The sequence below is a fragment of the Asticcacaulis sp. genome (assembly GCF_051956075.1).
Classification (GTDB): domain Bacteria; phylum Pseudomonadota; class Alphaproteobacteria; order Caulobacterales; family Caulobacteraceae; genus Asticcacaulis.
In genome coordinates this window covers 85,333-105,803 of sequence record NZ_JBQCGA010000009.1, presented here as the reverse complement: position 1 = coordinate 105,803, position 20,471 = coordinate 85,333, and the positions used below count along the sequence as shown (strand labels likewise).

Genomic DNA, 20,471 nt, shown 5'->3' with positions numbered 1-20,471 from the left:
GCTTTCCTTTATGGCAGTCGGCTCAGGCGCTCGCTTAGCAGGGCGTAGAAGCCATCGGCGTCGGCCTGATTGAGGAACAGGGCGTTGGGCGCGCGCCCGGTCGCCCTCCACCAGTCCACCACGGTCATGCCGAGGGTCAGCTCGCTCTGCGTCTCAATCTCGACATTGACGCGCCGCCCGGAAAACAGCTCCGGCTGCAAAAGATAAGCGATGGTGCAGGGGTCGTGCAAAGGCGCGCCGTCCCAGCCGAACTTGGCCAGATCCCAGGCCTCTGACGCCTTCAGAATCTGCGCCGCCATCGGCCCGCAGCGATTGGGCAGGGCGCGCAAACGCGCCATCCGCTCCGGCGTCGAGCGCACGCCGTGCGTGGCGTCGAGCGGCAGCATGACCAGCGGAACGCCGCTTTTGAACACGATGTCCGCGGCGTCGGGATCGACATAGATGTTGAACTCCGCCGCCGGGGTGATGTTGCCGCCCTCATGCCACGAGCCGCCCATCAGCACGACCTCGCGCACCTTGGCCACCACGTCCGGCGCGCGCGTAAAGGCATGACCGAGATCGGTCATCGCGCCCAGCGTGACCAGAGTGATCTCGCCATCCTCGGCGGCGCGCAAGGTTTCGATCAGAAAATCGACGCCGCCTTGCGCCTGTTCCGGCAGGGACGGCGGCGGCAGATCGACGCCGTCGAGACCGGTGACGCCATGCACCTGTTCGGCGGTGACCAGCGTGCGGCGCAGGGGGCGTTCCGATCCGGCGAACACCGGCACATCCGCGCGTCCGGACAGCTCAACCACGCGACGGGCGTTGTTGAGCGTATGATGCAGCGGCACATTGCCCGCCACCGCAATCACGCCCAGCACATCAAGCTCGTCCGGCGAGGCCAGAGCCAGCAACAGGGCGATGGCGTCGTCCTGACCGGGATCGGTGTCGATAATGATCTTTCTCGGCGTCTGATTGGGCATTATGCGCGGTCGGCTCCTGTGCGGGGGAGCGGAGACTAGGCGCATTCCGGTTGCGGTGGAAATGATTTTTTGCCCCGGACATCATCCCTGACGGCTGGGGCTCCGTTTCAACCGCGCGATAAAGAAACCGTCCTGACCGCCGGAGCGCTGATGCGGCAGAAGACGCAGCCAGCCTTCCGGGCGCACGCTGGCCGCGGGAGCGCCATGCGCAGCAGCGTCTTCCGGCGTCATCTTCACCAGCTCGAAATCCTTATGACGGCGCAGGAAGGCCAGCACCTGCGTCTCGCCCTCCTCACGTTCCAGCGAGCAGGTGCAATAGACCAGCTCGCCACCATTGGCGACGCGGTCCGCCGCCGAGTCGAGCAGGCGATGCTGGACGTCGGCCAGCTTGGCGATATCAGCCGGTCGCGTCGCCCACAGCACGTCGGGCTGGCGGCGATAGGTGCCGGTGGCGCTGCACGGCGCGTCGAGCAGAACAATGTCGAACTTTCTGGAATCGTCGAAGCCTTCAGCGTCGGCCATATGCAGTTCGGCCTGATAGCCGATACGCGCGAGATTCTCATCAATGCGCTTGAGCCGGTTCTTCGAGCGGTCGAGCGCGACTACCGTCGCGCCCGCCGCCAGCAGTTGCAGCGTCTTGCCCCCCGGCGCGGCGCACAGGTCGATGACGGTCTTATCCGTAAGGTCGCCAAGCAGGTTGACCGGCGTGGAGGCCGAGGCGTCCTGCACCCACCACACGCCTTCGCCATAGCCCGCCCAGTCGCGCACATCGCCGCGCAAAGAACTGCGCAGGACGCTTGGCGCCAACGCTTCGCCCTGCAAAGCCTCCTGTAACCGCGCCATGTCCGGGGCCGTCTTGAAGCTGAGATCGGTGGCGGGCTCCTCGGTCAGGACCAGCGCCATGCCGCGCGCCTCATCCTCGCCATAGGCGATCTTCCAGCGCTGAAACAGCCAGTCGGGAACCAGCTTCGTCGCGTCCGGCTTCGTCAGCGGGTCGCGGCCCGCCGCACGGTCACGCAAAACGCCGCGCAGGATGGCGTTGATCAGACCCTTATAGGGCCGCGTCGCATTGGTGCGTTCGGCCAGCTTGACCGTGGTTGAGACGGCGGCGAAGTCCGGGACATTCATATAGCCGATCTGCACAAGGCCCAGCCGCAACAGGTCGATGACCTCATCGTTCGGCTCTTTTTTCAGGCGTTTGTCGATCACATGGTCGATCTGGCCGAGGCGACGCAGCAGCAGCAGCGCCATGGCGCGCGCGAAACTGCGTTCGCCTTCGCTCAGCGCCAGAAAGGCCGGATTGGCCACCGCTTCATCGAAGCCGGAGCGCTTGGCTTGCGCGGCGCGGATCAGGTCGAGCGCGGCGATGCGCGCCTTCATGCCGATGTCGGGCGATTCGGATGTGTCGGGCTTGGACATGATGCGGGCTCGAAGATGCTGGGAAGGAAGCCGCGCGTCATAAGCGCTTTTACCGCTTGAGTCCATGCGCGGGCGGCCTTAAAATCCGCCTATGACCGACGCCGCCGCCCCAGATGACCTGTCCGCGCTCGAACCGAAAAAGGTTCTGACGCCCGAGGCGCAGCGCGCTCTGGCCGAGGCCGCCGAGCGCCGCGCGAAGGCTGAGGCTGAGGCGCAGCGCGCGAAGGAAGAAGGCGGCCCCGACGGCCCGGAGCCGACGCGCTATGGCGACTGGGAGCGTAAAGGGATCGCGGTCGATTTTTAAAGCGTTTCCCCAAAAAGTGGTTCCACTTTTTGGGTTAGGAAGAGCGACAAAGCAAACACTCTAGACGTTATGGATCGCCGCCAGAATGTTCTGGGCGGCTTCGCGCGGGTCCGGCGCGCGGGTGATCGGACGCCCGACCACGACATGCGAGGCGCCGTTGAGCAGGGCTTCCTGCGGCGTCGCCACGCGCTGCTGATCGTCGAGCGCCGCGCCAACCGGGCGCACGCCGGGCGTTACGATCAGGAAGTCTTCCGGCACACGCGCGCGGATCATTTCGGCCTCCTGAGGGCTGGCGACCACGCCGTCAAGCCCGCAGGCCACCGCCTGATCGACGCGGCGCATAATCAGGTCGCGCAGGTCCAGTCCATAGCCCATCTCATCGAGATCGCCCTGGTTCAGACTGGTCAGCACCGTCACGCCGATAATCTTGCAATCGGGATTGTCACGCCCCGCGACGGCGGCCTTCATCACCTGCGGCTCGGCGTGGACGGTCAGCAGATGACAGGCGCCCGATGAGGCCGCGCGCGCCGCGCCCTCAACCTGCGCGCCGATATCGTGCAGCTTCCAGTCCTGAAAGATCATGCGTCCGTCCGCCGCCAGGTCTTCGCACAGCGCCAGCCCACCGCCCTTTGCGTCATTCTGCGCCAGCAGGGTCAGGCCGATCTTGTAGAAGCTGACCATGTCGCCCAGCGTCGCGATCAGGGCGCGCGCCGCTTCAAGGTTCGGTTCGTCGAGCGCCACGATCAGGCGCGGATCGGCTTTGAAGGTCATGGGACTTCCCGGTTTCAACTGTAACGGAGGCTGTGGTATCAAGGGTGAGTCGTCACCTCTCAGCCAGCAGAAGCGTCTCATGACCCTCGTTGCGTTCTACGTCAACTTCTTCATTACGCTTTTCGCGCTGATCGACCCGATCGGCAATGTCCCCATCTATGCGGCGGCGACCCAGAGCCAGAGCCCGTCCTCGCGGCGCTGGCTGTCCATCTATATCTCGATCTTCACCGCCCTCATCCTGACTCTGTTCTTTTTCGCGGGCCTGAACATCCTGAAATTCTTCGGTATTTCCATGGACGCCTTCCGCATTGCGGGCGGTCTTCTGCTGTTCCTGATGGGGCTGGACATGGCGCGCGGCGATTTTCTGGAAACCTTCAGCCACGCTGAGGAGGTTAAAGAGGGCGGCGACGCCATCGGCGTCAAGCCGCTCGGCCATCGCGAGAGCGCCAAAAAAAGCTTCGAAAAGCTGGTCGTGCCCTTCGCCTTTCCGCTCATGGTTGGCCCCGGCACCATTTCGACCGTGGTGATTCAAGCCGGTTTCGCCAAGGATTTCGGTCTGGTCGGCTATGCCGTCGGCGTCGCGGCGATCCTGACCACGGCGGCGGCGATTCTGGTCACGCTTTTGTTCTCCAACTCAATCTCACGCCTGTTCGGGCGCGTCGGCATGGTGGTGGTGGTGCGCGTGCTGGGTCTGATCCTGTGCGCACTGTCGGTGCAGATCATCATCTCGGCGGTCAGCGAGATCACCCACAATATCATCCTGCCGTCGGCGGCGCATCCTTACGCCGATCATCACAAATAGTCAGCGGGCTGTGGAGGCGCGGGCGCGCGCCAGATGACGCTTGGGCGCGACAGGCGCCTGATCCAGCACAGCCAGCAACGCCTTTTTCAAAGCCTGTTTCTGCCCGCCGGACAATTGCGCCTTACGGAAATGGTCGGTGACATAGAAGGCGTCCACCGCGCGCTCGCCGTAACAGTCGATGTGCGCCGACGCGATGTCGAGATGCGCCTTGGCGATGGCTTCGACAATGTCGGCCAGCAGGCCCGGACGGTCGCGGCCCGACACCTCGACAATGGTGGCGGCGGCGTTGGCGTCGTCGTCAAAGGTCACGGTCGGCGCGATGGCGAAGGCGGCGGCGCGATTGGCCAGACTCGACGTCCAGCGCACGGCGGGCGGCAACTGGCCCTTGGCGGCGGCCTCAAGCTGAGTCTCGGCGTCTTTCACGCGCGCCGCGTCGTCATGGCCGAACGGCAGGCCTTGCGCGTCCTGTACGTAAATGATGTCAAGCGCGTGCCCCGTCTTCGACGTATAGACCTGCGCGCCGACGACATTGCCGCCTAAATTGGCGAAGGCGCGCGACACATCGGCGAACAGGCCGGGCCGGTCGTCGGCGGAGATCAGGAAGGCGGTGGCGTTGCGCTGCGCGTCGATATGCGCCTTGACCGCCGGCTCGGACTCAAAGCTCGACCACACCAGAGCGGCGTGCTGACGGATTTCATCCGGGGTGAAAGAGAACAGATAGGTGTCGTCCATGGTCGCCAGCCAGATCGCCATATCGGTCTTGTCGTCCGACAGGATGGCGCGGCGCGCCTCGGCGCGTTCGTTGAGTTCTTCGCGGATGCCGCTCAGAGCGTCGGAATTGCGCCCGCCGCGAAACGCGCTTTCGGTCGCCGCGAACAGGTCGCGCATCAACTGGCCCTTCCAGCCGTTCCACACGCCCGGCCCGACGGCGCGGATGTCGGCTACGGTCAGGATCAGCAATTGGCGCAGGCGCTCCGGCGTTTCGACGATGCGCGCAAAGGCCGCGACCGTCTCTGGATCGGAAACGTCGCGTTTCTGCGCATAGTCGCTGAGGACGAGGTGGTGGCGCACCAGCCAGGCGACCTGCTCGACCTTCCAGTCTTCCAGGCCCAGCCGCTCGCACGCCTTGCGCGCCGCGATCTCGCCGCCGATCTCCTGCCCGTCCTCGCCGCCCTTGCCGGTGTCGTGCAGCAGCATGGCCAGATAGAGGGTCTCCTTGTCGGCAAGATGCGGCATGATTGAGGTGGCCAGTGGATGATCGTCGCGATAACGTCCGGTATCTATGCCGTGAATGATGTCGATGGCGCGCAGGGTGTGCTCGTCGACCGTATAGGCGTGATACATGTTGAACTGGGTCTGGGCGACGATGCGGCCGAATTCGGGGATATACCGGCCCAGCAGCCCCGTCTCCGCCATCAGGCTCAAGGTCCGGTACGGAGTCTTGCCGCGCACCAGAAGATCGAGAAACAGGCGCGACGCCTCGGCGTTGCGGCGCAAGGACGGCGTGATCAGGTCGAGATGGCGCGCAATGGCGGTGAAGGCGTCCGGGTGCAGGTCGATTTCCAGCCGGTCCGCCATCTTGAACAGCAGGAACATCGCCACCGGCGATTTGACGAAAATGTCCGGCGACTGAACGCTTAAGCGCCCGCCAACCACGACAAAGCCCGGATGATCGGCGCGCGTCAGATTCATCAGCCCCGACTGGATCAGGCTGGACAGACGGGCCAGCGGCTTGGCGCGTTGCTCCTCCAGCTTGGCGCAGAAGGCGCGCGTTAGAGCGCCGACCTCCTTGGCGGTGATGAAGTAGCGGCGCATGAAGCGCTCGACATTCGGCTCGCCATTGCGGTCCATAAAGCCCATGCGACGGGCGATTTCCGGTTGCAGATCGAAGCTCAGGCGCTCCTCGGCGCGCCCGGAGACGATATGGACCAGGATGCGCACCTTCCACAGAAAGTCGAAGGCGCGTTTGAAGACGCCGCGCTCCTTATCGGTCAGGATAGCGTCGAGCGCGCCCCAGCCGCCTCTGGACTTGGCCGCCTCGCCTGACAGGTATCTGGCGATCCAGAACAGGGTGTGCAGGTCGCGCAAGCCCCCCTTACCCTCTTTCAGGTTCGGTTCGACGACGAAACGCGTGGCGCCGGCCTTGACGTGGCGCGCGTCGCGTTCCTCCAGCTTGGCGGCGACGAAGTCGAAGGCGGCGGTTTTCAGCCCGTCCTTCGCCAGCTTGTCGTCGAAATCCTGCACCAGCGCCTTGTCGCCCGCGATGCGGCGATGCTCTAAAAGCGCGGTCATGATGGTGTGATCGCCCTTGGCGTATCTGATCGCCTCATCAAGCGTGCGCGAGGCGTGGCCGACCTTCAGGCCGAGATCCCACAGCGTATAGAGGATGAACTCGATCACCGATTCGGAGTGCGGCGTCTCCTTCCCGGCGCGCAGGAACAGAAGATCAAGATCGGAAAACGGCGCCAGCTCGCCGCGCCCATAGCCGCCGACCGCCAGCAGGGCCAGACGTTCGCCTTCGGTCGGATTGCGTGCGCGATAGACGTGGGTGAGCGTGAAATCCCACAGGGCCGAGACGATTTCGTCGGCGCATTTGGCCAAAGCGCGCGCCGTGCTGGTGCCGCCCTTTTGCTCGTCGATGCGGTCGAACAGGGCGGCGCGCGCCAGATCCCATGACTCTTTCAGAATCGCCACAGCGCGACGGCGCAGATCGAGCGTATCGCCATTCGACTCTTCATAGGCCGCGGTCAGGGCCTGACGCAGTTGCGCGCCGTCGATCCGGTAGGCCGGGGCGTTGGGATGGGTCTGATTGAGCATGGGGAGGAGATCGCTCATGAAGGACGCTTGAAACCTAACCCCCGTCCTTAACCAATTTGTGTAAATTATAGATGAGTTCAAGAGCCTCTTTCGGACTTAAATCGTCCGGATTGAGACTTTTGAGCAGGGTTTCCGCCTTTGAAAGGTCGCGCGTGACCGCTATGGGCGCCGCGACCTGCGAAAACAGCGGCAGGTCGTCGAGGCGCAATTCGGTGTGGTTGTCCGCCTCCAGCCGGTGCAGAATGTCGCGCGCGCGCTCGACCACATGGCCCGGCATCCCGGCCAGCCGCGCCACCTGCACGCCATAGGAGCGGTCGGCGGCGCCTTTTTTCGCCTCGTGCAGAAAGATCAGCTCGCCATTATGTTCGCGCGCGGTCAGGCTGAGATTGCTGACATGCGCCAGACGTTGTTCGAGATCGGACAGTTCGTGATAAGGGGTGGCGAACAGGGTGCGCGCGCCGATGACCTCGTGCAGGTGCTCGGTGCAGGCCCAGGCGATGGCCAGGCCGTCATAGGTGGCCGTGCCGCGCCCGATCTCGTCCAGCACCACAAAGGAGCGCTGCGTGGCCTGCGACAGGATGGCGGCGGTCTCGACCATTTCCATCATGAAGGTCGAGCGCCCCTGCGCCAGATCGTCGCCCGCGCCGACGCGCGAGAACAATCGGTCGACCACGCCAAGCCGCATGGCCTTGGCCGGGACGAACAGACCCGCCTGCGCCATGATGATCAGCAGCGCGTTCTGCCGCAGATAGGTCGATTTACCGGCCATGTTCGGGCCGGTGACGAGGCTGAGGCGCGGGGCGGTTTCGCCCGAGGCGTCCAGTTCGACATCGTTGGGCGTGAACGGCTTGCCCTGCGCCCGCAGCGCCGCCGCCACGACCGGATGGCGTCCCCTCGAAATCTCCAGAACTGTGGAATCGTCAATGACGGGCCGCGTCGCGTCATGGTCTTCAGCCCAGTGGGCGTTGCCGCAGGCGACGTCGAGCGCGCAGATGGCGTCGTGCGCGGCCTGAATCCCGGCGGCGTTGGCGCGGACCTCATCGCGCAAGGTCTCGAAAATCTCCTGTTCCAGCGCCAGACCCTGCGACGCCGCGCGCTGGATGCGTCCGTCCAGTTCGACCAGTTCGGTGGTGACGAAACGCACCTGATTGGCCAGACTCTGACGGTGGATGAATTGCTTTTGCGCATCCTGCGCCTGTAGCTGTTCGGCCAGTTTGCTGGACAGTTCGATGAAATAGCCGAGCACATTGTTGAACTTGATGCGGATGGCGATCCCCGTCTCGGCGGCCAGCCTCTGCTCCAGCGCCAGAATGACCTGTCGGCTGTCGTCGCGAAGCGCGCGCGCTTCGTCGAGATCGGCGCTGAAGCCTTCGCGGACATAACCGCCGTCGCGTAAGGACAGCGAGGGTTCATCGACCACGGCGCGCGTCAGCCGGTCGCGCAGGGCGCTGAGCGGCGGCGACGGGATCAGGGCCGACATGATGGTCTCGATCTCGGACGGGCATGAGGCGATCAGATCGGGATGCGACTGATGGCAGGCGTCGTTCAGGAGGGCGGCGAGATGTTCGCCGATGCCCAAAGCCTCGCGGATCACCACCAGATCGCGCGGCCCGCCGCGGTTCAACGACAGACGCGACAGGGCGCGCGCCTGATCGGAAAGAGCGCGCATCTGCTGGCGCAAGGCGTTACGCAGATCGCGGCGCTCGATCAGCCAGGCGACCGTATCCAGCCGGGCGTTGATCAGATCGGGCTGACTTAAGGGCCGCGACAGCCGCGACAGGAGGAGCCGCCCGCCCGCCGAGGTGACGGTGCCGTCCAGGGCGGCGATCAGACTGCCCTCGCGGCGGCCCTGTTGCGTGCGGTCGATCTCCAGAGAATTGCGCGTGGCGGCGTCGATGCTGAGGTGGTTGTTGGAAATGACGCGCGCGGGCGGCTTCAACGCCGGAATTTTCCCTGCCTGGGTGACGTCGATATAGGCGGCCAGCATGCCAAGCGCCGAAATTTCCGCCGACGAAAAGGCGCCGAAACCGTCAAGCGTCTGCACGCCGTAAAGCTTTAAAAGCCGCGCCTCGCCCGCCGCAGGGTCGGACAGGGACGGCGCCTGCGGCTGAACCACGCCGCCATAGAGTTTGACCTGCGCGTAGAGGTCTTCGTCCTGCAACACCCGATCGGCAATCAGACTTTCCGACGGTCGCAAAGCCGCCAGTTGCGCAGGGATCTGCTCCGGCGCGATCTCGGCGACTTCGACATCGCCGGTGGACAGCTCAACCATGCCCAGCGCTACACGTCCGCCCCGCGATGCGATAGAGACCAGACGGTTGGCGCCGCGTTCTTCCAGCAGAGTCTCCTCGGTCAGGGTGCCGGGCGTCACGACGCGCACAATGCCGCGTTTGACCACCGACTTGGAGCCGCGCTTCTTCGCCTCCGCCGGGTCTTCAAGCTGCTCGCACACCGCCACGCGAAAACCCTGCCGGATCAGCTTGGCGATATAGGCGTCGGCGGCGTGGAACGGCACCCCGGCCAGAGGAATGTCCTCGCCCTTGAACTGGCCGCGCTTGGTCAGGGCCAGCGACAGGGCCTGCGCCGCCGTCACCGCGTCCTCGAAGAACAGCTCGTAGAAATCGCCCATGCGGAAAAACAAAAGCGCGTCAGGGTGCTGCGCCTTGGTTTGCAGGTACTGCGCCATGACGGGCGTGGCGCCTTCCAGATCGAGGACGGGTTCAGCGAGGGTTTGCGAAGCGTTCATGCGCGTCACGTTAACCTGTGTTAACCTTGACGGAAAGGGGCGCGCCATAGGGAATATGTGCAAAACACAGGGGAGAGAATGCGCGCCGCAAGACTTGTAAGACAATTTAATTCCCTCTAGGGAAGGTTTGGTCTTGAACGGGCGGTAAAAGAAACCTTTTGTAAGATTTAGTGCCTTTATAACCCCTTGATCTTGCTCTAAGACTTAGCCGCAAAACGCCCGTTATTATCATACAAAATCATGAGCCGGACTCTACCGGCCCCGAGTGAAAGTCATCAGCCAATGCCGACCGAAAAACAGACCTTCAGCGACGAAGAAGCGCTTAATCTGCACCAGTATCCGCAACCGGGGAAGATTGCGCTCGCGCCCACCAAGCCGATGGCGACGCAGCGCGACCTGGCCCTGGCCTATTCGCCGGGCGTCGCCGTGCCGGTGCGGAAAATCGCTGAGAACCCTGACGCGGCCTATGATTACACCGCCAAACGCAACATGGTGGCGGTGATTTCGAACGGCACGGCGATTCTCGGCCTCGGCAATCTGGGCGCTCTGGCTTCAAAGCCGGTCATGGAGGGCAAGAGCGTCCTGTTCAAGCGCTTCGCCGACATCGACAGCTTCGATATCGAGGTCGCGACGCAAGACCCCGACGAATTCATCACGGTCGTCAAGAACATCACGGCGGCCTTTGGCGGCATCAATCTCGAAGACATCAAGTCGCCGGAATGCTTCATCATCGAATCGGCTCTGCAGGACATGGCCGACATTCCGGTCTTCCACGACGATCAGCACGGCACGGCCATCATCTGCGCGGCGGGCCTGATCAACGCGCTGGAAATCACCGGCAAGGCGATCGAGGACATCAAGGTCGTGCTGTGCGGCGCGGGCGCGGCGGGCCTGTCCTCCCTGTCGCTGGTCAAGGCTCTGGGCGTGCGCAAGGAGAACACTACGGTCGTTGACATTCACGGCGTCGTCTATGAAGGCCGTCAGATCGACATGGATCAGTGGAAGTCTGTCCACGCCACCAATACGCCCAAGCGCACCCTGTCCGAAGCCATGGTCGGCGCGGACGTGTTCCTGGGCATGTCGGCCAAGGGCGTGCTGACGCCGGATATGGTCGCCACCATGGCGCCCAACCCGATCATCTTCGCCATGGCCAATCCCGACCCGGAAATCGCGCCGGAAGAGGTGGCCAGGGTGCGCTCGGACGCCATCGTCGCCACGGGCCGCTCGGACTATCCCAATCAGGTCAATAACGTCCTGTGCTTCCCCTACATCTTCCGCGGCGCGCTGGATGTGCGCGCGCGCCGCGTCAATGACGATATGAAGCTGGCCGCCGCGCGCGCCTTGGCGCAACTGGCGCGTGAAGACGTGCCGGACGAGGTCGCCGCCGCCTATCAGGGCCGCCACCTGAAGTTCGGCAAGGACTATATCATCCCCTCGCCCTTCGATCCGCGCCTGATCTGGTACGTGCCGCCCTTCGTGGCGCAGGCCGCCATGAACACAGGCGTGGCGCGCAAGCCGATCGACGATATGGACGCCTATCGCAAACGGCTTGAGCAGCGTCTCGATCCGTCGGCGGGCTTTTTGCAGAACATCACCTCAAGCGTGCGCTCACGCGCGCCGCGCCGCATCGTCTTCGCCGAGGGCGAGGACATCCGCGTCATCCGCGCCGCGCACGCCTTCAAGCTGCAAGGTCTGGGCACGCCGATCCTGTGCGGCCGCGAAAACCTCATCGAGGACAATATGCGTGCCGCGGGCATCGACCCGACCGAAGAGGGCATAGAGATCATCAATGCCCGTCTGTCACACCGCAACGCCGCCTATTCCCAGCTTCTGTATTCGCGCCTGCAACGCAGCGGCTATCTGAAGCGCGATGTGGACCGCCTGATCAATCTCGACCGCAACTCCTTCGCCGCCGCCATGGTGGTGTCGGGCCACGCCGACGGCATGGTGACCGGCGTGACGCGCGCCTTCGACCAAGCGCTGACCGACGTGCTGCGCGTCGTCGATCCGGCGCCGGACGGGCGCATCATGGGCCTTTCCATCGTGCTGGCCAAGGGCCGCACCCTGTTCATCGCCGACACCACGGTCGCCGAAACGCCGTCGCCCGAGGAACTGGGCGACATCGCGGTTGAGGCGGCGATGGCGGTGCGCGCCATGGGCCATACGCCGCGCGTCGGCTTTATGAGTTATTCGACCTTCGGCAATCCGTCGGGCGAGCGTTCGGCGCGCGTCAAGCAGGCGGTCGCCCTGCTGGAACAACGCGGCGTCGATTTCGAGTTCGAGGGCGACATGCCGCCCGACGTGGCGCTCGATCCGGCGCGCTGGGACAATTATCCGTTCCAGCGTCTGACCGCGCCCGCCAATGTGCTGGTCATGCCCGCCATCCAATCGGCCTCGATCTCGACCAAGCTGATCGAGGCTTTGGGCGGGGCCACCGTGGTCGGCCCGCTGCTGCTGGGCCTCTCCAAGCCGGTGCAGATCTGTCAGTTGTCGGATTCGGTGTCGAAAATCCTGACCATGGCGACCTTCGCCGCCTACGACGTGCGCGCCACCAATACGCGCGGTTAAGTCTCGCGGCGGCGAGGGCGACGAAACGCTCCCGAAAGGTTGGCAAAGCCGGGTCGGTCGTGTAAACCGCGCGGCATTCCTTCCCTGTCAGTTTACGGATTTCGCCATGCCCGCCGCGCCCGACTTTCCCCCCGCCGCCGATCTCGTCACCCCAAAGCGTGCGCTGATATCGCTGTCCGACAAGGCCGGGTTGATCGAAGCCGCGCAGGCTCTGGTCGCCGCCGGGGTCGAACTGATCTCGACCGGCGGCACGCGCGCCGCCATTGACAAGGCGGGCCTGCCGGTCAGGGATGTGGCGGACATAACCGGTTTTCCGGAAATGATGGACGGCCGCGTCAAGACCCTGCACCCGATGGTGCATGGCGCGCTTCTCGCCTATCGCGACGCGCCGGACCACGCCAGGGCGCTGAGCGACCATAATATCCAGCCCATCGACATCGTCTGGATCGACCTCTACCCCTTCGAGAAGACGGTGGCGGGCGGCGGCGCCTTTGAAGCCGCCATCGAGAATATCGACATCGGTGGCCCGGCCATGATCCGCTCCTCGGCCAAGAACCACCCGTACGTCGCGATCTGCGTCGATAAGGCGGGCATGGACGAGGTTCTGGCCGCGATCAAGACCAAGGGCGCGACCGATATGGCCCTGCGCAAATCGCTGGCGGCAAAGGCGTTTGCGCGCACGGCGGCCTACGATTCCGCCGTTTCGACCTGGTTTGCGGCGCAATTGGGCGACGCGTATCCAGAACGCAGGACGATTGCGGGCGCGCGTCTGCAAACCATGCGCTACGGCGAAAATCCGCACCAGTCGGCGGCCTTCTACCGCACTTCGGAAGACCGTCCCGGCGTCGCCACGGCGAAGCAGCTTCAGGGCAAGGAACTCAGCTATAACAATGTCGCCGACACCGACGCGGCCATCGAACTGGTCGCCGAGTTCGACCCGGCGTCCTCGGCGGCCTGCGTGATCGTCAAGCACGCCAATCCGTGCGGCGTGGCGACCGGCCCCGACCTGATCACCGCCTATCAGCGCGCGCTGGAATGCGACTCCGTCTCGGCCTTTGGCGGCATCGTCGCGCTCAATCGCCGCCTCGACAAGGCGACCGCCGAAAAGATCGTCGAGATCTTCACCGAGGTCGTGGTCGCGCCGGAAGTCGATGACGACGCGGCCGCCGTGTTCGCTGCCAAGAAGAATCTGCGCCTTCTGGTCACCGGCGCCCTGCCCGATCCGCTGGCCAAGGGCGAGGTCTTCCGCTCAGTGGCGGGCGGGATGCTGATCCAGAGCCGTGACACGGCACGCATTGCCGCTGCCGACCTCAAGGTGGTGACGAAGCGCCAGCCGACCCCGACCGAGATCGAGGACATGCTGTTCGCCTTCACCGTCGCCAAGCATGTCAAGTCGAACGCCATTGTCTATGCGAAGGAAGGCCGTTCGGTCGGCATCGGCGCAGGCCAGATGAACCGCCGCGATTCCTCGCGCATCGCCTCCCTGCGCGCCGCCGAGGCCGCTGAAAAGCTGGGGCTGTCTGAGAGCCTTGCCAAGGGTTCGGCCTGCGCGTCGGAAGCCTTCTTCCCCTTCCCTGACGGCCTGTTGGAAGCGGTCGCGGCGGGCGCGACGGCGGTGATTCAACCGGGCGGCTCGATCGGCGATCAGGCGGTGATCGACGCCGCCGACGAAGCCGGGATCGCGATGGTCTTCACCGGTACGCGCGTCTTCCGGCATTAATTCTGATTAAGCGGAAATAATGAAGGCCCCTCAGTCGCCTGAGGGGCCTTTTCATATTTGGCACATGAGCCTGTGCCTAAGCCCTGAACCACAGTTCGGGGAGTGAATACGGGCCTTGACCCGTGACCATGAGCCTACACCTCTGAGCGCAGGTCGCAAGCTTTAAAATACCACCGTTATCATCTTCTGCGCCAATCTCGCCAAAGACGGCGACTCCACGCCGAGATGCGCCAGCGGGATGCAGGCGGTGGCCAGTTCCGGCTCGCCCGCCGGGGCCACAGGCCGCATCAGATAACGGAAGTCGATATGGTAATGCTCCGGCTCGCCCTTTTTCGGATTGGCGGGAACCAGATGACAGTCGATATCGAACGGCAGATCATCGTCCTGCATCAGCTCGCAGGTGAAGCCGATCTCCTCAGCGGCCTCGCGTAAGGCGGCCTCAACCGGCGTCTCGCCCGGATCGACATGCCCGCCCGGCTGAATCCACGCCCTGATCAGCGGATGCCAGATGGTCAGTAAGGCCATGTGTTGAGTTGGGCCCTGCGGGATCAGCGCCGAAGCCGTGACATGGCCGGGAAAGCTGGATCGCGCATAAACATCCCCGGATGTGTCACGCAAGGCCGCCAGGGCGCGTTCAATGGTATCGGTTTCATCCGGATAACGGGCGAGATAGGCTTGCAAACTCTTATTGATCATCGAAGATAGCCGGAAAATGCCGCGCGGAATGCAGAACTCGCTCAATACGCAAGTCTTCGAAAGCAGTTCTATAGAAAATAATATAAGCGCCATGCGGCACGGATCGCAAACCGTGCGCCAGATCATCGCGTCGCGTACCGCTCTGGGGCGCCATAAGCAATGTCTCACAGTGCGCTTCAATTTCGTTGATATAGCTGAAGGCGCGGTCCGGATTATCAATCGAAATATAATCGGCGATCTGTTCGAGATCGTCTTCAGCCAGACGGGAAAAGACCAGTTTCACGCCGACTTTTTCCGCGCGTCCGCCATGGCCTTGTACTTGGCTTTCAATCGACCGAACACTTCATCCGCTGGCAAACCGGGTCCGCTGTCGATGCCGTCCTGTATCGCCTTGCGCAAGGCGTCGAGTTCAAGCTGACGGCGGCTTTCGCGTTCCTCGATAATGCGCAAACCGTCGCGCAGGATTTCGCTTTTGGAGTTATAGCGGCCCGATGCGATCAGGTCGTCCATCAGGGCTTCGAAATGTGCGCCGAGCGCATAGCTTGAGGGCATGGCGGCCACCTCCTGATGATAATTATTATCATAAAGGATACGCCCCGCCAATCACTTGACGGGGCGCGTTGCAATCTCATGAGTCTAGCGATGACCCTTAAGCGTCCACCTCGGCGTCGAGGGCGTTTTCCTGAATGAAGTCGCGGCGCGGATCGACGAGGTCGCCCATCAGCTTGGCGAACATGTCGTCGGCTTCGTCGGCATGGTTGACCTTGACCTGAAGCAGGGTGCGCGCGTCCTTGTCGAGCGTGGTTTCCCAGAGCTGCTCGGCGTTCATCTCGCCAAGGCCTTTGTAGCGCTGGATGGCCATGCCCTTGCGGCCGGCGTCCAGAACGGCGGCGACGAGGTCGAGCGGGCCGCGAATATCGGTCGGCTTTTCCTTGCGCGTAAAGATCGACGGCTGGTCGTAAAGGTCGCCCAGCGTATCGGCGCGTTCGCCGAGACGGCGCGCGTCCTGCGCATGCAGCAGCGCGTCGTCGAGCACGATCTTTTCCGTCACGCCGCGGCGGGTGCGCGAGAAGACGTAGCCACCCTGACCGGTCACGCCCGCTTCGACCGACCATGGACCGTCGCCGTCCTGGTTGAGACGGTCGAGACGCGCCGCCACCTTGACGAGATCGGGTTTAGAGCCAAACAGGCCGCCCAGCGCCGCCTGCTCCAGCGCAAAGGCCGGGGCGCGCGACGACAGGCGGTCCACCGTCGCCCTGAAGCTCTTGGCGGCGCGCACCTGGGCGTCGAGATCGCGTCCGGCGATGCGCTCGCCGTTACGCAGATCGAGGTGGGCGTCGGAAATGCCTTCCTCGATCAGATAGTTGTCGAGTTCGCCGTCATCCTTGACGTAGCGCGCGGTCTTGCCCTTGGCCAGCTTATAGAGCGGCGGCTGGGCGATATAGAGATAGCCGCGCTCGATCACTTCCGGCATCTGGCGATAGAAGAAGGTCAGCAAAAGCGTACGGATGTGCGCGCCATCGACATCGGCGTCGGTCATGATGATGATCTTGTGGTAGCGCAGCTTGTCGATATTGAAGTCGTCGCGCCCGATGCCTGCGCCCAGGGCCGTGATCAGGGTGCCGATCATGTCCGAGGACAGCATCTTGTCGAAGCGCGCGCGCTCCACGTTCAGGATCTTGCCGCGCAGGGGCAGGATGGCCTGATTTTCGCGATTGCGGCCCTGCTTGGCCGAGCCGCCGGCGGAGTCGCCTTCGACGATGAAGATTTCCGACTTGGCCGGATCGCGTTCCTGACAGTCGGCCAGCTTGCCGGGCAGGGAGTTGATGTCGAGCGCCGACTTGCGCCGGGTCAGTTCGCGCGCCTTGCGCGCCGCTTCGCGGGCGGCGGCGGCCTCGACGATCTTGGAAACGATCTGTTTGGCCTCGGCGGGGTTTTCCTCGAACCATTGCGACAGCTTGTCATAGACAAGGCCCTCAACGGCGGGACGCACTTCTGACGAGACCAGCTTATCCTTGGTCTGGGACGAGAATTTCGGGTCCGGCACTTTCACCGACAGCACGCAGGTCAGGCCTTCGCGCGCGTCTTCGCCGGAGATCGAAACCTTTTCACGCTTGGCCGCGCCGCTTGAGTCCATGTACTGGCCCATGACGCGCGTCAGGGCGCCGCGGAAGGCCGCCAGGTGCGTGCCGCCGTCGCGCTGCGGGATATTGTTGGTGAAGCACAGCATGGTCTCGTGGTACGAGTCGTTCCATTGCAGGGCCAGATCGACCTCGATCTTGTCGCGCAGTCCGCGCACCGCGATCGGCTCCTTCATGATCGCGGTCTTGGCCTTGTCGAGGTGCCTGACGAATTCGATCACACCGCCATCATAGTGCAGGATGATTTCGTAGGGCTCGGCCTCGCGATAGTCGGCGAAACGGATATGCACACCCGAGTTCAGGAAGGCCAGCTCACGCAGGCGGTGTTCCAGCGTCTTGCGGTCAAAGTCGATGAAGGCGAAGGTGCCGGTATCCGGGCCGGTCTTCAGGCTGGGCAGGAAGGTCACGACCGTGCCGGTCAGCGGCTCGCCCGCGCGCGGCCCCTCTGAGCGGATCGGCGCATCGCCGGTGACGTGGATCGATTCCACCGTATCGCCCAGCTCGAAACGGCCCTCATAGGTCTTGCCATTGCGATAGATTTTCAGCGCTACATAGTCGGAAAGCGCATTGACGACCGAGACGCCGACGCCGTGCAGGCCGCCGGACACCTTATAGCTGTTCTGGTCGAACTTGCCGCCCGCATGGAGCTGGGTCATGATGACCTCGGCGGCGGAGACGCCTTCGCCTTCGTGGATATCGACCGGCATGCCGCGCCCGTCATCGCTGACCGAGCACGAGCCGTCGGCATTGATGATCACCTCGACGCGCGTGGCGTGTCCGGCCAGGGCTTCGTCGATGGCGTTGTCCACCACTTCATAGACCATGTGGTGCAGGCCGGAGCCGTCATCGGTGTCGCCGATATACATGCCGGGGCGTTTGCGCACCGCGTCGAGACCTTTCAGAACCTTGATCGAATCAGCGCCATATTCGCGCACGGTTTCGGTTTCGGTCTCAGGCGTGTCTTCGCTCATGCGGAGGTGTCCATTCACTCAATAAAATCAATCATTTGCCCGGCTTCTATTCGCGCACCGAGCGCGCGGCCCGAAAGGCCGTCGAACAGGCTCAAATCCGTGCCTGTAAAGAAGGTTTGTAGGCCCAAAGCATGGGTCTCGTCAAACAATGCCTGCCGTCGCAAGGGGTCGAGATGGGCCGCCACTTCATCGAGGAGAAGAATGGGATTCGCCAGGTTCGGCAAGGCGGCCAACCTGGCCCCCTGCGCAAGCACGATGTTGAGCAAAAGCGCCTTCTGCTCGCCGGTCGAACAGTCGGCGGCGGGGCGGTTTTTCTCGCGATGCGTGACGGCGAGATCGGTGCGATGCGGCCCGAACAGGGAGCGCCCGGCGGCCGTGTCCCTGTCGCGTGCGCGGCGAAACCCGTCGATGAGGGCGGCTTCATCCGGCGCGCCCGTCAGGGCCAGATCGGCTTTCGGGAAGGCGGAATGGTGCGTCTCGATCTCGGCCTGAAGGACCGTCATGGCGTCGCGCCGGCCCGCGATCATGCGCGCGCCGTGTTCGCCAAGGCGCTGTTCGAGAACGTTCAGCCACGCCTCGTCCAGCGGTCCTTCGGTCAGCAGCCGCAGCCGTTCGCGCAAAGCCTTTTCATAGGCGCTGACCGTGGCGGCGTGCGACGGTTGCGCGGCGTAAACCAGCCGATCGAAGAAGCGCAGCCGCTCGGCGCGCGCCTCGATGAACAGGCGGTCCTGCGCCGGGGTCAGCCAGATCAGCCGCACATGCTCCAGAAGCCGTGCGGCGGGGACCGTCTCGCCGTCGATGCGCACGGCGCGCTTATTCAGGTCGCGCGGATCGGAGCCGGTGGCAAGGCGCGTCTCGTCCTCACCCTGATAGAAGCGCGCCGCCACGCCCCAGGCCCGCCCGCGCGCCTCATCGGGCAGGCGGCGGCCCAGATCGGCGAAGGCCGCCCCGCGCAGTCCCTTGCCGGGATTGAGGACGCTGAGGGCTTCGAGAAGATTGGTCTTGCCCGCGCCATTGGGGCCGTAGAGATAGACGCTGCGCCCGGCCACGTCGAAGTCGAGCCGTTCATAGGAACGGAACTCGGTCAGGGACAGATTTTGCAGGGCATGGTTGGCGGGCGCGGTCATGTGTCTCGATCTATAGATTAACCTGCCGCTAAAAAGCGAAAAATTCCCGTTGGGCCGCCCCAAGGGAATTTTTCTCCGTCTCTATTGACCCGTGTGAAAAGTACACTGAGGCGAAGCCGAGGGACTTCTTACACGCGTAAAGGCATCAGCACATACTGGACGCCATTATCGACCGGGTCGAGCACCAGGGTCGGCGAGGAGGCGTCGGAGAAGCGCAGTTCGACCGTATCGCCGCCGATCTGGCCCATGACGTCCAGGATATAGCGGGCGTTGAAGCCGATATCGAGGGCTTCGTTGTCATAGTCGATTTCGGCCTCTTCAACGGCCTGACCGGCTTCGATATTGCGCACCGACAGGGTCAGGCGGCCCGGCTCAATCGCCATCTTCACCGAGCGCGACTTTTCCGCCGAGATGGTCGAGACGCGGTCCACGGCCTTGGCCAGCACCCCGGTGTCGATCATCATCGTCTTGTCGTTATTCTTCGGGATCACCCGGCCATAGTCGGGGAAGGAGCCGTCGATGATTTTCGAGGTCAGCGAGGCGTCACCGAACTGGAAGCGGATCTTGGCCGGGCTGATGGTCAGGTCGACATAGCCGGTGCCGTCATCGAGCAGGCGGCGCGCCTGGTCGATGGTCTTGCGCGGTATGATGACGCCGGGACCACCGATCGCACCGTCGGGCGCGGGCATTTCGGCCAGGGCCAGGCGGTGACCGTCGGTGGCGACGGCGCGTAAGTAGTTGGAGCCGTCCTCGCTCAGCGTGTGCAGGAACATGCCGTTGAGATAGTAGCGCGTTTCCTCGGTCGAGACGGCGAAGCGCGTCTTGTCAATCAGGCGTTTCAGGTCGTCGCGCAGTATGGCGAAGGTGACGCCGTCATTCTCGTTCGACATGATCGGAAAATCGCCGGCGGGCAGCACCGGCAGGGCGAAGCGCGAGCGGCCCGCTGAGACGGCCAGGCGCGGATCGTCACCGGCGGAGAATTTCAGCTCGACATCGGCGCCTTCGGGCAGCTTGCGCACGATTTCATACAGCGTATGGGCGGGCGCGGTGATCTGGCCCGGCGCATTGACGATGGCTTCGGCGGTATCGACGATCTCCATGTCGAGATCGGTGGCCGAGAAGGAGACCGTGTGGCCTTCGGCGGACAATAGGACGTTGGACAGGATGGGGATGGTGTTGCGGCGTTCGACCACATTCTGCACATGGCCCAGGGCCTTCAACAGAGCGCCGCGTTCAATGGTGAATTGCATCTTGCAGTCCTGAGTCGGAAAAGGATCGGCGACAGCCGGGAGGCGGACATTAGACGATCAAGCGGAAAGATCAAGAATACGTACGGGGTTTGGGGCCAGTTGGCCCCAAGTCTTCCTTTTCCTTCTCGCACCCGCCTTCAGGCGGGATGCGGGAAGGAAAGAAGATGTGGGGGCAAT

Annotated in this window: 15 protein-coding genes; 4 read left to right on the top strand and 11 right to left on the bottom strand. The window is 63.7% G+C overall.

The window, feature by feature from the left end:
• Nucleotides 1–8 precede the first annotated feature (8 nt).
• Both ACTHLA_RS02805 and ACTHLA_RS02800 read right to left on the bottom strand, forming a co-directional pair.
• Nucleotides 9–962, bottom strand: a complete 954-nt coding sequence (locus ACTHLA_RS02805) for a nucleoside hydrolase (protein WP_440185190.1) — start codon at nt 960–962, stop codon at nt 9–11.
• An 81-nt stretch (nt 963–1,043) separates the two neighbouring features.
• Nucleotides 1,044–2,381 carry an RsmB/NOP family class I SAM-dependent RNA methyltransferase gene (locus tag ACTHLA_RS02800; protein ID WP_440185188.1) on the bottom strand — a complete coding sequence of 446 codons (1,338 nt, stop codon included), beginning with the start codon at nt 2,379–2,381 and terminating at the stop codon, nt 1,044–1,046.
• Nucleotides 2,382–2,472: 91 nt separating this feature from the next.
• Between ACTHLA_RS02800 and ACTHLA_RS02795 the strand changes: the two genes are divergently transcribed.
• Nucleotides 2,473–2,685, top strand: coding sequence for a DUF1674 domain-containing protein (locus ACTHLA_RS02795; protein WP_440185185.1), 213 nt, complete (start codon nt 2,473–2,475; stop codon nt 2,683–2,685).
• A gap of 60 nt (nt 2,686–2,745) precedes the next feature.
• On the opposite strand, the gene pyrF is transcribed toward ACTHLA_RS02795, so the two are convergent.
• Entirely contained in the window at nt 2,746–3,456 is a 711-nt protein-coding gene (pyrF, locus tag ACTHLA_RS02790) for an orotidine-5'-phosphate decarboxylase (RefSeq protein WP_440185182.1), read from the bottom strand.
• A gap of 79 nt (nt 3,457–3,535) precedes the next feature.
• Between pyrF and ACTHLA_RS02785 the strand changes: the two genes are divergently transcribed.
• The gene (locus tag ACTHLA_RS02785) at nt 3,536–4,258 is read left to right on the top strand and encodes a MarC family protein (protein WP_440185180.1); all 723 of its coding nucleotides are present in this window, start codon (nt 3,536–3,538) and stop codon (nt 4,256–4,258) included.
• Here ACTHLA_RS02785 and ACTHLA_RS02780 read toward each other — a convergent pair whose 3' ends face one another.
• Nucleotides 4,259–7,093: a [protein-PII] uridylyltransferase gene (locus tag ACTHLA_RS02780; protein ID WP_440185177.1), complete on the bottom strand. Its 2,835-nt coding sequence runs from the start codon at nt 7,091–7,093 to the stop codon at nt 4,259–4,261.
• A 16-nt stretch (nt 7,094–7,109) separates the two neighbouring features.
• A complete protein-coding gene (gene mutS / locus ACTHLA_RS02775; RefSeq protein WP_440185174.1) occupies nt 7,110–9,821 on the bottom strand; it encodes a DNA mismatch repair protein MutS in 2,712 nt (903 codons plus the stop codon).
• A gap of 282 nt (nt 9,822–10,103) precedes the next feature.
• Here mutS and ACTHLA_RS02770 point away from each other — a divergent pair, with 282 nt between their 5' ends.
• Nucleotides 10,104–12,389 carry an NADP-dependent malic enzyme gene (locus ACTHLA_RS02770; RefSeq protein WP_440185171.1) on the top strand — a complete coding sequence of 762 codons (2,286 nt, stop codon included), beginning with the start codon at nt 10,104–10,106 and terminating at the stop codon, nt 12,387–12,389.
• Between the two features lie 106 nt (nt 12,390–12,495).
• Complete coding sequence (gene purH / locus ACTHLA_RS02765) at nt 12,496–14,109, top strand: bifunctional phosphoribosylaminoimidazolecarboxamide formyltransferase/IMP cyclohydrolase (RefSeq protein WP_440185168.1); 1,614 nt, start codon at nt 12,496–12,498, stop codon at nt 14,107–14,109.
• A gap of 162 nt (nt 14,110–14,271) precedes the next feature.
• On the opposite strand, the gene ACTHLA_RS02760 is transcribed toward purH, so the two are convergent.
• The 6 genes from ACTHLA_RS02760 to dnaN all read right to left on the bottom strand — a co-directional run bounded on the left by ACTHLA_RS02760 (nt 14,272) and on the right by dnaN (nt 20,294).
• A complete protein-coding gene (locus ACTHLA_RS02760; protein ID WP_440185165.1) occupies nt 14,272–14,805 on the bottom strand; it encodes an NUDIX domain-containing protein in 534 nt (177 codons plus the stop codon).
• Nucleotides 14,795–15,088, bottom strand: coding sequence for a type II toxin-antitoxin system RelE/ParE family toxin (locus ACTHLA_RS02755; RefSeq protein WP_440185163.1), 294 nt, complete (start codon nt 15,086–15,088; stop codon nt 14,795–14,797). The genes ACTHLA_RS02760 and ACTHLA_RS02755 overlap by 11 nt, the downstream gene beginning before the upstream one ends.
• Nucleotides 15,085–15,357: a type II toxin-antitoxin system ParD family antitoxin gene (locus ACTHLA_RS02750; protein ID WP_440185160.1), complete on the bottom strand. Its 273-nt coding sequence runs from the start codon at nt 15,355–15,357 to the stop codon at nt 15,085–15,087. Before ACTHLA_RS02750 ends, ACTHLA_RS02755 begins: the two co-directional genes overlap by 4 nt.
• Before the next feature lie 97 nt (nt 15,358–15,454).
• Nucleotides 15,455–17,917, bottom strand: coding sequence for a DNA topoisomerase (ATP-hydrolyzing) subunit B (gene gyrB / locus ACTHLA_RS02745; protein WP_440185157.1), 2,463 nt, complete (start codon nt 17,915–17,917; stop codon nt 15,455–15,457).
• A gap of 14 nt (nt 17,918–17,931) precedes the next feature.
• Entirely contained in the window at nt 17,932–19,044 is a 1,113-nt protein-coding gene (recF, locus tag ACTHLA_RS02740; protein WP_440185155.1) for a DNA replication/repair protein RecF, read from the bottom strand.
• A 128-nt stretch (nt 19,045–19,172) separates the two neighbouring features.
• Entirely contained in the window at nt 19,173–20,294 is a 1,122-nt protein-coding gene (gene dnaN, locus ACTHLA_RS02735) for a DNA polymerase III subunit beta (protein ID WP_440185153.1), read from the bottom strand.
• Nucleotides 20,295–20,471: the final 177 nt, after the last annotated feature.

What these genes read in the sequence shown, in the direction of transcription:
- ACTHLA_RS02770 (WP_440185171.1), top strand. Translation starts at nt 10,104, where the DNA reads ATGCCGACCGAAAAACAGACCTTCAGCGACGAAGAAGCGCTTAATCTG.
- ACTHLA_RS02750 (WP_440185160.1), bottom strand. Translation starts at nt 15,357, where the DNA reads ATGCCCTCAAGCTATGCGCTCGGCGCACATTTCGAAGCCCTGATGGAC.
- mutS (WP_440185174.1), bottom strand. Translation starts at nt 9,821, where the DNA reads ATGAACGCTTCGCAAACCCTCGCTGAACCCGTCCTCGATCTGGAAGGC.
- dnaN (WP_440185153.1), bottom strand. Translation starts at nt 20,294, where the DNA reads ATGCAATTCACCATTGAACGCGGCGCTCTGTTGAAGGCCCTGGGCCAT.
- recF (WP_440185155.1), bottom strand. Translation starts at nt 19,044, where the DNA reads ATGACCGCGCCCGCCAACCATGCCCTGCAAAATCTGTCCCTGACCGAG.
- ACTHLA_RS02785 (WP_440185180.1), top strand. Translation starts at nt 3,536, where the DNA reads ATGACCCTCGTTGCGTTCTACGTCAACTTCTTCATTACGCTTTTCGCG.
- ACTHLA_RS02805 (WP_440185190.1), bottom strand. Translation starts at nt 962, where the DNA reads ATGCCCAATCAGACGCCGAGAAAGATCATTATCGACACCGATCCCGGT.
- gyrB (WP_440185157.1), bottom strand. Translation starts at nt 17,917, where the DNA reads ATGAGCGAAGACACGCCTGAGACCGAAACCGAAACCGTGCGCGAATAT.
- pyrF (WP_440185182.1), bottom strand. Translation starts at nt 3,456, where the DNA reads ATGACCTTCAAAGCCGATCCGCGCCTGATCGTGGCGCTCGACGAACCG.
- ACTHLA_RS02760 (WP_440185165.1), bottom strand. Translation starts at nt 14,805, where the DNA reads ATGATCAATAAGAGTTTGCAAGCCTATCTCGCCCGTTATCCGGATGAA.
- ACTHLA_RS02800 (WP_440185188.1), bottom strand. Translation starts at nt 2,381, where the DNA reads ATGTCCAAGCCCGACACATCCGAATCGCCCGACATCGGCATGAAGGCG.
- purH (WP_440185168.1), top strand. Translation starts at nt 12,496, where the DNA reads ATGCCCGCCGCGCCCGACTTTCCCCCCGCCGCCGATCTCGTCACCCCA.
- ACTHLA_RS02795 (WP_440185185.1), top strand. Translation starts at nt 2,473, where the DNA reads ATGACCGACGCCGCCGCCCCAGATGACCTGTCCGCGCTCGAACCGAAA.
- ACTHLA_RS02780 (WP_440185177.1), bottom strand. Translation starts at nt 7,093, where the DNA reads ATGAGCGATCTCCTCCCCATGCTCAATCAGACCCATCCCAACGCCCCG.